General features: G+C 68.4%; 11 protein-coding genes. 9 read left to right on the plus strand and 2 right to left on the minus strand.

What is annotated here, in order from left to right; genetic code table 11:
* Positions 1-20 precede the first annotated feature (20 nt).
* From BM109_RS27110 to BM109_RS27130, 5 genes are all read left to right on the plus strand, one after another.
* Entirely contained in the window at positions 21-902 is an 882-nt protein-coding gene (locus BM109_RS27110; protein WP_093349719.1) for a PhzF family phenazine biosynthesis protein, read from the plus strand.
* Positions 903-1,169: 267 nt separating this feature from the next.
* Positions 1,170-1,730: a fimbrial protein gene (locus BM109_RS27115; protein ID WP_218159419.1), complete on the plus strand. Its 561-nt coding sequence runs from the start codon at positions 1,170-1,172 to the stop codon at positions 1,728-1,730.
* A gap of 229 nt (positions 1,731-1,959) precedes the next feature.
* The gene (locus BM109_RS27120) at positions 1,960-2,724 is read left to right on the plus strand and encodes a fimbrial biogenesis chaperone (RefSeq protein ID WP_256222801.1); all 765 of its coding nucleotides are present in this window, start codon (positions 1,960-1,962) and stop codon (positions 2,722-2,724) included.
* A gap of 4 nt (positions 2,725-2,728) precedes the next feature.
* Complete coding sequence (locus tag BM109_RS27125) at positions 2,729-5,416, plus strand: fimbria/pilus outer membrane usher protein (RefSeq protein WP_093349726.1); 2,688 nt, start codon at positions 2,729-2,731, stop codon at positions 5,414-5,416.
* 62 nt (positions 5,417-5,478) lie between these two features.
* Entirely contained in the window at positions 5,479-6,453 is a 975-nt protein-coding gene (locus BM109_RS27130) for a fimbrial protein (RefSeq protein WP_256222802.1), read from the plus strand.
* Positions 6,454-6,559: 106 nt separating this feature from the next.
* On the opposite strand, the gene BM109_RS27135 is transcribed toward BM109_RS27130, so the two are convergent.
* Entirely contained in the window at positions 6,560-7,315 is a 756-nt protein-coding gene (locus BM109_RS27135; RefSeq protein WP_177239475.1) for a winged helix family transcriptional regulator, read from the minus strand.
* Positions 7,316-7,815: 500 nt separating this feature from the next.
* On the minus strand, positions 7,816-8,508 hold the full coding sequence (locus BM109_RS27140; RefSeq protein ID WP_093349733.1) for a glutathione S-transferase family protein: 693 nt from the start codon (positions 8,506-8,508) through the stop codon (positions 7,816-7,818).
* A gap of 184 nt (positions 8,509-8,692) precedes the next feature.
* On the opposite strand from BM109_RS27140, the gene BM109_RS27145 reads away from it, so the two are divergent.
* The 4 genes from BM109_RS27145 to BM109_RS27160 all read left to right on the plus strand — a co-directional run bounded on the left by BM109_RS27145 (position 8,693) and on the right by BM109_RS27160 (position 13,226).
* Positions 8,693-9,514: an SDR family oxidoreductase gene (locus BM109_RS27145; RefSeq protein WP_093349736.1), complete on the plus strand. Its 822-nt coding sequence runs from the start codon at positions 8,693-8,695 to the stop codon at positions 9,512-9,514.
* 34 nt (positions 9,515-9,548) lie between these two features.
* Positions 9,549-11,132: a class I adenylate-forming enzyme family protein gene (locus BM109_RS27150; protein WP_093349738.1), complete on the plus strand. Its 1,584-nt coding sequence runs from the start codon at positions 9,549-9,551 to the stop codon at positions 11,130-11,132.
* A gap of 125 nt (positions 11,133-11,257) precedes the next feature.
* Entirely contained in the window at positions 11,258-12,436 is a 1,179-nt protein-coding gene (locus BM109_RS27155; RefSeq protein WP_093349741.1) for an alpha/beta hydrolase family protein, read from the plus strand.
* Positions 12,437-12,497: 61 nt separating this feature from the next.
* Positions 12,498-13,226, plus strand: coding sequence for an enoyl-CoA hydratase/isomerase family protein (locus BM109_RS27160; protein WP_093349743.1), 729 nt, complete (start codon positions 12,498-12,500; stop codon positions 13,224-13,226).
* The last annotated feature ends 31 nt before the right edge of the window (positions 13,227-13,257 follow it).

The following is a 13,257-nucleotide window of genomic DNA, read 5'->3' on the forward strand; positions in this document are numbered from 1 at the left end:
GACATCCCCTGGAGCCCCGCATGAAACAACCCCATCGCTACACCGTGGTCGACGTCTTCACAGCCACGCCGCTGGCCGGCAATCCCGTGGCCGTGGTGTTCGACGCCGACGGCCTGGACACCGAGGCCATGCAGGCCATCGCGCGCTGGACCAATCTCTCGGAAACCACCTTCGTGCTGCCGCCCACCGTGCCCGAGGCCGACTATCGCCTGCGCATCTTCACGCCGCGCAACGAACTGCCCTTCGCCGGTCATCCGACCCTGGGCAGCGCGCATGCCTTCCTCGAAGCCGGACGCGGCACGCTGCGCGACGGCGGCCGGCTGGTGCAGCAGTGCGGCGTGGGCCTCGTCGACGTGACGGTGGAGGACGGCCCCGAGGGCCGCGAGCTGGCCTTCGCCCTGCCCTCCGCGCAACTGGCGCCGCTGGCGGCCGACGACCTCGCGGAGCTCGGGCGCATCCTGGGCCGCCAGCCGAACCCCGAGGCCGCGCCGGCCATCGTGGACGTGGGCCCGCGCTGGGTCGTGCTGCCGCTGGCCGACGCGGCCACGGTGATCGACCTGCGGCCCGACTTCGCGCGGCTCGCGGCCTTCGAGCGCCGCCTCGGCGTCACCGGCCTCATCGTGTACGGCCGCTATGCGCAAGGCGAGGTGGCGATGGAGGTCCGGGCCTTCGCACCCTCGAGCGGGGTCGAGGAAGACCCCGTCTGCGGCAGCGGCAATGCCAGTGCGGCGGCCTTCCAGTGGGAACGCGGCCTGCTGCCGCCCGACGGCATCGCCTACGTGGCCGCGCAGGGGCGCTGCGTGGGACGCGATGGGCGCGTGAAGGTGCGCGTCGATGCCCACGGCAAGGTGCGCGTGGGCGGTGCCTGCGTCAGCTGCGTGGAAGGCACGCTCGCGCTGTAGCCCTGGCTGGCGCGCCGCCCAGCGGATTGGCGCGTCCTGCGTCGATGACGCATTGCGGAACACGCGCCTGGAAATTTCCAAGCAGCGGATCTTATTTTTAATTGAATTAGCGCCAGCTAATGATTCTAAGGATTGACTTGGAGAATTAATCGTATTACGCGGTTTTGTTTTTCGACGCGACCCATAAAGATGAATGAATGAATAGGATCTCGGCTGTCTGCAATTGGCTTTGCAGGCAATTTCCTGTTTTCATTCTTAAGGTAAACAATGTCGAAGAAAATCATCTCTCGCTTCGCTGCGATCGCAACCGTCGCCGCCATGTCGCAGGCGGCCCTGGCCGCCGACGGCCAGATCAACTTCACCGGCGAAATCACGGACAGCATCTGCTCCCTGACACCCGACAGCCAGAACCTGACCGTGCCGCTGGGCAAGGTGAGCCGCACCGCGTTTCCGACCGTGGGAACGGGTTCCACCCCGGCCAAGTTCACCCTGAACCTGGCCGATTGCCCCGCGGGCAGCAACAAGGCCAAGGTGACCTTCTCGGGCACGGCCGACAGCCGCAACGTGGACCTGGTGGCGATCGATGGCTCCGGCACCGGAACGCCGGCGGCCCAGGGTGTGGGCATCCAGATCGGCGACTGGGAAGGCCAGAAGATTGCGCTGGGCTCGGCCTCGCGCGAATACGCCCTGGCCCAAGGCACGAACAAGCTGCAATTCCAGGCGCGCTATGTCTCGACCTTGCCGCTGACGGGCGGTTCCCCGGCCGATCCCGTGCTCAAGTCGGGCCCGGCCAATGGCACCGCGCAATTCACGGTGGCCTATAACTAATTAGGCACCACGGCATGAGGCCCTCGCGGCTTCATGCCGTCATGGGCGCGCTGTCCCGCGGTGCAATGCCGCGCTCTTTTCGCGCCTTCATCTTCCGTTGATTTTTCCTTTGAGGCGCCGCTGCCGGCGCATCGGAGTGCTTGCGCGCGCGCGTCGTCGACGTGGGCCGCGCCGAGGAACAGATATGTGCAGCAATGAACGAATTCGGTGGGCGCTCGGCATCCTGGCGATGCTCTGCCTCCAGGGGCCGGCGAGCGCCAGCGTGATGCTTTCCGGCACGCGCGTGATCCTCCACGAGACGCAGCGCGAAACCTCCCTGCCGATGAAGAACACCGGGACCTCGCCCTATGTGGTCCAGGCCTGGGTCGATGCCGGCGATGGCAGGAGCAAGACCCCGCTGGTCGTCACGCCGCCGCTCTCGCGGCTCGATCCCGGCAAGGAAAACCTGCTGCGCATCATGCGTGTCGGCGGCGAGCTTCCGGCCGATCGCGAGTCGGCGTTCTGGCTGAACGTCAAGGAAATTCCCCAGACGCCGAATCAGGAGAACGTGCTGCAGGTGGCGATACGCAGCCGGCTCAAGCTGTTCTACCGGCCCACGGGCCTTCCGGGCTCGGCCACGGAGGCGCGCGCGCTGCTCAAGTGGACGGTGAGCGCACCGGCGCAAGGCCAGGGCGCGGTGCTCAAGGTCGGCAATGCGAGCGCCTTCCACGTCACCCTGCTGAAGCTGACGGTCAACCAGGGGCAGGGCCCCGACGGGAAGGACCAGGAGGAACTCGACGCGGGCATGGTGCCGCCGTTCGGCGAGCTGAGCTTTCCGATCCAGACGCTGAAGGCGCCGCGCGCCGTGCAGATCAACTTCACCACGATCAACGACTACGGCAGCGAATCGCCCGAGGAGTTCGTCAAGGTGCCCGAGGGCGCCGAACCCGTGCCCTTGAAGGCCGAGCCGGCTCGCGTGCCCGCGGCTTCGTCCGGCGGCGGCGCGCAGCGCTGAGACCATGACACGCACTCATCCCCTGCGGGTGCGCGCACGCGTGCCCTTTCGCCTCGGCCTGTGCGCCGCCGCGCTCGCCGCGTGGGGCGCTCCCGCCATCGCGCAGCAGTTCGCCGCATCGTCCTTCAATCCGAGCTTCCTCGGCGTGGGTGGCGACCAGCAGAATGCCGACCTGTCGCTCTTCGCCTTCGGCAATCGGGTGCTGCCGGGCTCCTACACCGTCGACGTCTCGCTCAACGAGCGACGCGCCGGGCAGGCCACGATCCGTTTCGACGCCAGGGAGGGCAGGAACGACGCCGAGCCCTGCCTCACGCGCGCCATGCTCGATGCATGGGGCGTCAACGTGGCGGTGTTCCCGGCCTTGATGGCGCTGGCCGACGAGGCCTGCGTCGACCTGGGCGCGGCCATTCCCGAAGCCTCTTTCGGCTACGACGTCGACAAGATGCACCTGCGCATCGACATCCCGCAGGCGGCGATGAAGCGCTCGGCGCGCGGGGCCGTGGACCCCGCCATGTGGGACCGGGGCATCACGGCCGGGATGCTCGACTACCAGGTCAACGTCGCCCGCTACGGTGGCGACGCCTACCGTCGCAGCGCCGATCCCTTCGCCGCGCAGCGCAGCGCGTTCGACGGTGCCCCCTTCCCGGGACCCGACCGGCAGCCACGGCGCGACACCCTGTTCGTCGGCCTGCGCGGCGGCTTCAACCTCGGCGACTGGCGCTTTCGTCACTTCTCGACCTACAACCGCGGCATCGATGGCGCGGGCCGATGGCAGGCCGTCAACACCTATGCCCAGCGCGACCTGGTGCCGCTGCAGGCGCAACTGCTGATCGGCGATGGCAGCACGCCCGGCAACCTGTTCGACAGCATTGCGTTTCGCGGCGTGCAACTCGCCACCAACGAATCGATGCTGCCCGACAGCCAGCAGGGCTACGCCCCCACCATCCGCGGGATCGCGCAGACCCATGCGCGCGTGACGGTGAGGCAGAACGGCTACACCATCTACAGCACCTTCGTGGCGCCGGGCGCCTTCGTGATCGACGACCTCTATCCCACGGCATCGAGCGGCGACCTCGAGGTGAGCATCGTCGAGGCCGATGGCCGCGAGACCCGCTACATCCAGGCGTTCTCCGCGGTGCCCACGTTGCTGCGCGAAGGCACATGGCGCTATTCGGCCACGCTCGGCAAGTACCGCAGCGCGCGCGGCCAGAGCTTGTCCTTCTCGCCCGACTTCCGCGATGGCGGTCTGTCGTTGCTGCGGGCCTGGCAGCGGCCATCGCGCGCCGAACCGACCTTCGCGCAAGGCACGGTGGCACGTGGCCTGGGCAACGGCTACAGCGTCTACGGCGGGCTGATCGCCTCGGGGCGCTACCTGTCGGCGATGGCGGGCGTGGGCAAGAACATGCGCGCCTTCGGTGCCGTGTCCGCCGACCTGTCGGCCGCGCGGGCCTCGGTGTCGACGCCGCTGCTGGCCGAGCAGCACTACAACGGCCAATCGGTGCGGTTCCTGTACGCCAAGGCCTTCGATGCGGGAACCACCGTGCGCGTGGCGGGCTATCGCTATTCGACCAGCGGCTACCGCACCTTCCAGGAGGCCGCGGACATGCAGGGACTGGACCCGCTGGAACGCCTCCACAACCGCCGCAACGAACTGCGGCTGGAGTTGTCGCAACGTCTGGGCGACCGGGGCTCGGTGTTCGCCTCGGCGCGTCAGCAAAGCTACTGGGGAACCGGCGCCAAGGACAGCCTGGTGCAGATGGGCTACTCGGGCAGCTTCAAGCAGTTCGGCTACAGCATCCACTACAACCGCAGCACCAGCCAGGGGCGTGCGCCGAACAACCAGATCATGTTCACGTTGAGCGTTCCGCTCGGCGGCTCCGCGGCCAGCGTCCAGTATTCGGTATCGCACGAGCGCAACGGCGGCACTAGCCATCAGGCCAGCGTGTTCGGCACCGCGCTCGAGGACGCCCGCCTCACCTACAACCTGTCGGGAAACCGCATCGAAGCGCAGGGGTCGACCAGCCATGCGAGCCTCAGCTACCTGTCGCGAATCGGGCGTTTCGAGGGCGGGATTTCGCAGAGTTCCGGCCATCGGCAAGCCACCTTCGGCATGGCGGGCGGGCTGCTGCTGCATGGCGATGGCCTGACCCTGGCGCAACCTCTGGGCGACACCATCGCCCTGGTGCATCTGCCCAAGGCCTCGGGCGTGGGCATCGAATCACAACCCGGCGTGGCGACCGATGGCGCAGGCATCGCCGTCGTCTCCAATCTTTCGCCCTATCGGATCAACCGCCTGGCCGTGCGCACGCAGGACCTCGGCGACACCGTGGAAGTCCGCAACGCCGCGACCGAGGTGGTGCCCACGCGCGGCGCCGTGGTGCGCGCAACCTTCGAGACCGCGGTGGGCCATCGGCTGATGCTGACGCTGACGCGGGGCAACGGAGAGCCCATGCCCTTCGGTTCGCGCATCGAGAACGAAGCGGGCCAGGAGATGGGCATCGTCGGTCCCGATGGCCAGGCCTTCGTCAGCGGGGCCGAGCCGGCCGGGACGCTGACCGTGATCTGGGGGCGCCGCACGGGCGACCGATGCAGCGTGTCCTACGCGCTGCCCGAAGAAACCAGTCCGCCGCCGATCCGCGAGTTCGCGGGGCAGTGCGATGCGGACATCAACGCCGAGAGGAAGAAAGAATGAGAAATTGGCATCGTCGATCCGACCATCGAGCGGCGGCCATTGGGTGGAAGGTGTCGCGCCTCGTGCTGCTCCTCGCCACGCTGTGGCTGGCGGGCATGCAGGGCGCATGGGCGGCGTGCGTGCGCTATCCGGGCGCGTACGAACACATCGTCTACATGAACATGGGAAACGTCTACGTTCCCGACGGACTGGCGGTCGGAGGAACCATCAAGACGCAAAGCTTTCCCATCTGGGTCAGCGGCACCGGCGATCTCATGTTCAATTGTCGGGGCGGCGGCTATGTCTACGGAACGGTGCTGCAGGGCTCGCCCATACCGGGCTTCTTCAACGTCTACTCCACGCAAGTGCAGGGCATCGGCATCCGGCTCTCGCGCGTCGTTGACGGCTCCTTTCTCGTCTACTACCCGCACACCATGCCAACCCCCAGTGGCACCGGTCAACTGGCTGCGGGCACGTCGTTCCAGGTGGAGTTGATCAAGACGGCCGACAGCACCGGCAGCGGCTCGCTGGCCGGCGGAACCTACACCCGCTACTACGGCGATGGCGAGCCTTATTGGTCGGCGTTGACGACCATTCTCTCGGGGGATGTCAGCGGCATCACGATCATCACGCCGTCGTGCTCCGTCGATGCGGGCTCGCGCAACATCCCGGTGGAATTCGGGCGCGTGTCGCTCAGCAACTTCAAGGGGATGGACTCCACGACGGGCGATCGAAGGTTCAGCATCAAGCTCCGGTGCCAGGCGAATCCGAACCTGCAGAAATGGGTGGACCTGCGCATGGACGCGACGCAGGACCCGTCGAACCGGCAGGGGGTGCTGAGGATCACGCAGGGCGGCGCGGGCATTGCGACGGGCGTGGGCATCCAGCTCCTGGGTGGCGATGCCCAGCCGGTGCGCTTCGGCAAGGGCATGCAGGTCGGCCCGATGACGAACGGCAGCTACGACGTGCCCTACACGGCCCGCTACTACCAGACCGCCGCGAGGATCCGGCCGGGCCGCGCCGACGGCACCGCGACCTTCACGCTCGAATACCGCTGAGACAGTCGGCGTTCGTCGCGTGGGCAGCGCGCCTTCGGGTGGCGTCAGCCCACGCGCTGCTTTTTTTCGGGCCGAGCGCGGCGGCGAGGGAGAAGCGCCCCGGGCGCTACGAAGTGAATGGCGAGCCCAGCACGACCAGGCGATAGCCGATCCCGTAGATCGTGAGGAGCTGAACCCCCCTGTGCGGCCCGAGTTCCAGCTTCTTGCGCAGGCGCGTCATGTGCACGTCGAGCACGCGCGAGCCGGGATTGGCGAGCCGATCGAAAAGCCGGGTTTCGATCTCTTCACGGGTGATGACCTTGCCGAGGTTCTCGAACAGGATGAGCGCGATGTCGAACTCGCGCGGCTGCAGGCGGACCTCCTCGCCATCGACCATCACGATGCGCCGCAACCGCTTGAAGTAGTAGCCGCCGCAGACCAGATCCTGCTCGGCCGGCAGGTCGACGGGGGCCTGCTTTCGCGATTGCAGCAATTGCAGTCGCATCGACAGCTCCGCGCCATTGACGGGAGCGGTGACGAACTCGATGCGTTCGCTGTTCAGCGGTTCGTCGTTGAAGGTGGAGGCCACGTTCATCGCATCGCGCGATATGACGACCAGGACCGGCAGCTTCACCATGCCGCGCAAGCTGGCCCAGCGTCGCTGGTTCCATGCCTTGTCCGCGCATGCGACCAGGGCATCGTACCGACGCCCCAGGGAGATCGAATCCCACAGGGCCTGCACCGAATCGAACGCGGCCGAGGTGAAACCCTGCGAATCCAGCGCGGTGCGCAAGGGACCGCGCTCATGGTCGTCGCCGAAGATCAGGGCCAGGGAGGAAATGGATTGGAGCGTGGACGGCTTCGTGTTCTTGCTCGACGTCATGGTGCACGGCCCTCCGCACCTCGCATGGAGCGCTCGCTGCGTACGCTCGGCAGGTCGGCGGGCTCGCGACATGCGCCCTCACCTGATCTTGCTGCTGATTCCCTCATCCCCTGCCCCGCGCGGCTTCGGCCGCTTATGTCTGTTTATAAAAAGTGAAATTTAAAAAATGAGAGTGAATACTCATTTCCATCGCAATGCATTATCAATCTTGAGTCTGGATGGGGTGAACTCCGGATAAGGATTTTGTGGATTTCTTGTGATTATGAACTATATAAATGATCGATATGAGGGAAATTATATTCTCTCAAAAGCTAATTTGCTGAATCTATATTAACAATTGCGAGCGTACAAGTGCATGTGGAATTAAGGGGTTTATTTAAATTTTGTTTTCATTCGCGCGAAGAACATTTGCAAATGCTTCGAGTTGCGAATGAGTTGATAACTTGTCGAAATCGGCCGCCGGTCTCGAGGCAGCCTGGGGACGATCCGTTGCTCGCGGGTCAGTCGTGCGCCCGCGGCCGCCTGCCGGTGCCCACGCCGGCGGTCGGCACCAATGGCAGGCCCAGCCGCGCGGCCGCCTCTTCCTGCACCGCCATCGCACGCTCGAAGCCCGCGCGCGCGCTCAGCCGCGACCAGTACGCGCCCACCGCCGGGCCGAAGCGCTCGTGCAGCCCCAGCACGCGCGCCAGCATCAGCGCATAGCCGAGCGAGATGTCGGCGGCCGTGAAGCGGCCGGCGCAGGCGAAGTCCTGTGTCTCGAGCAACTGCTCGATCGTCCGCAGGCGGCCGTGGAAGAACTGCGCATAGTCCTGCGCGGCCTGGGGCAGCCGGCGCTCCTGCGGCTCGAGCGTGCCGTAGCGCAGCACCAGGGCCTGCGGAAAGGTCAGCGAGGCCTCGCCGAAGTGCAGCCAGTTGAGGTACTGCGCATAGCCTGCCTCGTCGCGCTCCACGTTCAATGGCGTCGGCGCATGCAGGCTGGCCAGGTACTGGCAGATCGCGACCGACTCGTTCATGCGGATCTCGCCATCGACCAGCAGCGGCACCGTGCCCTGCGGATGGATCGCGAGGTAGTCGCGCTGCAGCACGCGCGGCGGAAACGGCAGCATCTCCAGCCGGTAGGGCGCACCCAGTTCCTCGAGCATCCAGAGAACGCGGAACGAGCGGGCATTCGCGCAGTGGTAGAGCGTGATCATCGGGTGCGGGCCTCGCGCCGGGAATGGGACCGCCGATCGTCGCTCGCAGCGTGCCGGCGCGCCTTGCGTCGATTGGCTGAGTTGCCGCGCGGCGCCATGCCAGCCAGTCTGCGCAAGCGCCGCCCCGCCCGGCGCGCATAGCCTGCGCATCCCGCGATCGAGCGATCGCGATTCCGGAGCGTACATGCCTTCCCTCAGATCCAAGACCCTCTTCGTCACCGGCGCGAGCCGCGGCATCGGCAAGGCCATCGCGCTGCGGGCCGCGCGCGACGGCGCCAACATCGTGGTCGCGGCCAAGACCGCGACGGCCGACCCGCGCCTGCCGGGCACCATCCACAGCGCCGCCGAGGAGATCGTCGCGGCCGGCGGCCAGGCGCTCGCGGTGGTGGTCGACGTGCGCGACGAGGCGCAGGTCCGCGCGGCCGTCGATGCCGCCGTGGCGCGCTTCGGCGGCATCGACATCCTGGTCAACAACGCCAGCGCGATCCACCTCGAAACGGTGGAGCGCACGCCGATGAAGCGCTACGACCTGATGTTCGAGATCAACGCGCGCGGCAGCTACCTCTGCGCGCAGGCCTGCCTGCCGCACCTCGAGAAGGCCGCCAACCCGCACATCCTGACCCTGTCGCCGCCGCTGGATTTGAACCCCAAGTGGTTCGCGCGCCATGCGGCCTACACCACCTCGAAATACGCGATGAGCATGCTGAGCCGCGGCCTGGCCGAGGAGCTGCGCGAACGCGGCATCGCGAGCAATTCGCTGTGGCCGCGCACCGTGATCGCCACCAGCGCGCTGCGCATCGCGGCGCCCGAGGTGGCGGGCCGGGCGCGCGTGCCGGCCATCATGGCCGACGCCGCCTGGCACATCCTGACCCGGCCGAGCCGCGAGCTCACGGGCCAGCTGCTGCTCGACGAGCAGGTGCTGCGCGAGGCCGGCGTGACCGACTTCGCGCCCTACCTCGTGACGCCAGGCGTCGAGCCGCTGATCGACTTCTTCGTGGAACCGTGACCTCTTCGCTTCGCCCCCTTCAGGAGACCCTCGCATGCAGACCATCGACTCCGAACGCGCGGCCATCGCGCGCGTGTCCCTCGCCGACATCGTGCGCCGCGGCGCCCGCCGCCATCCCGGCAAGACCGCCGTGATCCAGGGCGAGCGGCGCATCAGCTTCGCCGAGCTCGACGCCGGCAGCGAGCGCGTCGGCGAGGCGCTGCGCGACCAGGGATTCACGGGCCACCGCATCGCGACCCTGTGCCTCAACTCGATCGAGCACCTGAGCGCGATCCAGGCCATCCACAAGTCCGGCAATGTCTGGGTGCCGGTCAACGTGCAGCTCGACGCGGCCGCGATCGAGCACGTGCTGAGCCATGCCGAGGTCGGCGCCGTCTTCATCGATGCGCCGCTGCTTGCCGTGCCGGCGCTGCGCGCGCTGATCGAGCGCCTGGGCCTGCTGACGGTGGTGATCGGCGGCCCGCAGCCGGCCGACGCGGGCACCCTGCCCTTCGACGCGCTGGCCTCGCGCGCGCCCACGCAGCCGCTGGGCGCGCCGGGCGGCGACGACGAGCTCGCGCTGATCATGTACACCAGCGGCACCACCGGCAAGCAGAAGGGCGTGATGCATTCGCACCGCTCGGTGCATGGCGCGCTGCTGAGCTGCGCGCAGAGCTTCGAGGCCACCGAGCACGACGTGGTCGGCTCGGTGCTGCCGCTGTTCCATTGCGCGCAGCACACCATCAGCATGGGCGCGCTGCTCACCGGCGCCACGATCTGGCTGGCCAGCGGCTTCGATCCCGCGGCCATGCTGGCGGCGATCGAGCGCGAGCGCATCAGCTGGCTGTCGTGCCTGCCGATGATGTACGACGCGCTGATGAAGCATCCGCAGCGCCCCACCACCGATCTCTCGTCGCTGCGCCTGTGCATGTACGGCCTGGCGCCGATACCGAAGAACCTGCTCGCGCAGATCCGCAGCGAGATGTGCGCCGACGTGCGCCTGGGCACCGGCCAGACCGAGATGTACCCGCCGACCATGGTCTACCGCGCGAGCGACCATCCCGGCAAGGACGGCAACTGCTGGGGCATGTCGGTGGCGGGCGTCGAGACCGCGGTGATGGACGACGACGGCCGGCTGCTCGGGCCGGGCGAGATCGGCGAGATCGTCCATCGCGGCCCCAACGTTTTCCTCGGCTACCTCAAGGACCCCGAGGCGACGGCCGCGGCGCGCCGCTTCGGCTGGCACCACACGGGCGACATCGGCATGTTCGAGGCCGACGGGCAGATGCTGTTCCTCGACCGCAAGAAGGACATGATCAAGTCCGGCGGCGAGAACGTCTCGAGCATCAAGCTCGAGGCGGTGCTGCTGGCCCATCCCGCGGTGGGCGCCGCGGCCGTGGTGGGCCTGCCGCATCCGCACTGGGGCGAGGCGGTCGCGGCCTTCGTGGTGCGGCGCCCCGCCGCCGAAGCCTGCGGCGAGGACGAGCTGCTGGCCTTCTGCCGCGAGCGCCTGGGCCGCTTCGAGGTGCCGAAGTCAATCCGCTTCGTCGATGCGCTGCCGATGACGCCGACGGGCAAGGTGCAGAAGTTCCAGTTGCGCAACGGGCACCTGGAACTGTTCGCGCCGGGGCAGGGATAGCACCGTCATTCTCGTGTTCATCTATCGGACAAAGCCATGGTTTCGGGAATGGGGTGGGCGAACAATCGATCGCATCGACGACCCGAGGCGGGATCGCGGGACACGGGTCCCGCGCCCGAAAGACCATGTTCTTCTACTTTCCCGACAACTACCGCTGGTCCCTTGCCGTGCTGCGCGCCATCGCCGCGGGCGGCCTGTTCGGCGAGATCGACTGGGCCTGTTCCCGGCTGAAGGACGCGGCGCGCGTGCAGCCCTCGGGCGACGTCGAGGCCTGGCATGGCGCCTGGAGCGAGCTCGGGCGCCAGCTCGAGCAATCGGCCGCCGACGCGCTGGCGCGCGGCCATCGCGTGAGCGCCAGCGACTTCTCGCTGCGCGCCTCGGTCTACCACCAATGGGCCGAGGGGCTGCTCGACCCCGACGACCCGCGCGCTGAGCAGGCCTATGCGAAGCACCTGTCGTGCTTCGCGAGCTTCGCCCGGCATCGCGATCCGGCGATCGAGCTGGTCGACATCCCGTTCGAGGGCAGCGTGATCCCGGCCTACCTGGTGCCCGCCGTGGGGCGCGAGGGGCCGGGGCCGGTGGCGCTGCTGTCGGACGGCCTCGACGCGAACAAGGAGGAGATGTTCTACGTGGCGCAGAACCTCGCGCGGCGCGGCATCTCCACCCTCGCCTTCGACGGCCCGGGCCAGGGCTCGGCGCTGCGCGTGCACGGCCTGACCGCGCGCCACGATTTCGAGCGGCCGGTGACGGCCTGCGTCGACTGGCTGGTGCGCCGCGCCGACGTGGACCCCGCGCGCATCGGGCTGGTGGCCGCGAGCTGGGGCGGTTACTACGCGCCGCGCGCCGTGGCCTTCGAGAAGCGCATCAGGGCCTGCGCCGTGATGGGCGCGGTCTTCGACACCCATGCCTGCATGGTGCGGCGCGTGGGCTACGTGCCGGGCCAGGGTGCGACGCAACTGGGCAACAGCGCGCCGCTGGGCACCACGGGCAAGCAGATCCTGCGCATCCTCGGCGTGCCGGACTGGGAGCGCGCGTTCCGCAAGCTCGAGGACTTCCGCCTCGAGGGCGTGGCCGCGCGCATCGACTGCGACCTGTTCATCGTGCATGGCGCCAACGACCGCCATGCCCCGCCCTCCGAGGCGCAGCGGCTGCTCGACGCGGCGAGCTCGCGCCACAAGCAGCTGCGCGTGTTCACCGAAGAGGAAGGCGGCGCGGCGCACGTGAACCTCGACCGGCCCGAGCCCGCGCTGAGCCTGGTGTGCGACTGGATGGCCGAGCGCCTGGCGGCGGGAGAGCGCACATGAGCGCCGTGCCGGGCCGCCCCAGACAAGCTCGCACCGCAGTGCGAAGCACGAAGGTACTGCGATGACCGCGGCCGACCCGAGCTGGATCGTCCACCAGGTGCGCGACGAGGTGAGCACCCTGCGCCTGCAGCGCCCGCAGGCCGGCAACCGGCTGACCAACGACATGGCGCTGGCGCTGGCCGACGCGCTCGATGCGGCGCACGCCAGCCGCGTGATCGTGCTCGAGGCCGAGGGCCCGGACTTCTGCCTGGGCCGCGAGATGGCGCCGCCCGCGCCCGGTGCCGGCGTCAATGCGGCCGACGTGCTGCGCGACGACGCCGCGCCGATCCAGCGGCTGTACGAGGCCTTCGGCCGCTGCCGCGCGCCGGTGCTCGGCCTGGTGGCCGGGCGTGCCTGGGGCATCGGCATGGTGCTGGCGGCGCGCTGCGATCTCACGCTGTGCGCGCGCGATGCCAGCTTCGCGCTGCGCGAGCTCGAGCGCGGCATTCCGCCCTGCATCGCGATGGCGCCGCTGCTCGACCGCATGCCGGCCAAGGCGCTCGCGCACCTGGTCTTCGGCGCCGAGCCCATCGATGCCGAGGCGGCGCTGGCCGCGGGCATCGTCGGGCGCGTGGTCGACGGCGGCAGCCTGCGCGCCGAAAGCGAGGCGCTGGTGCGGCGGCTGCTGTCCTTTCCGGCGCCGGCCGTGCAGGCCGTCAAGCAGTTCCTCGCGAGCGCGCCGCGCCATCACGAAGCCAACGCCGTGCTCCACGGCGCGAGCCTGCTGGCCAACGTGCTCGGTTCGCGCTGAACGGCGGCGCCGAAGCGGCGCGGTCGACCAT

It is taken from the genome of Variovorax sp. PDC80 (genome assembly GCF_900115375.1).
In the GTDB taxonomy this organism is placed as follows: domain Bacteria; phylum Pseudomonadota; class Gammaproteobacteria; order Burkholderiales; family Burkholderiaceae_C; genus Variovorax.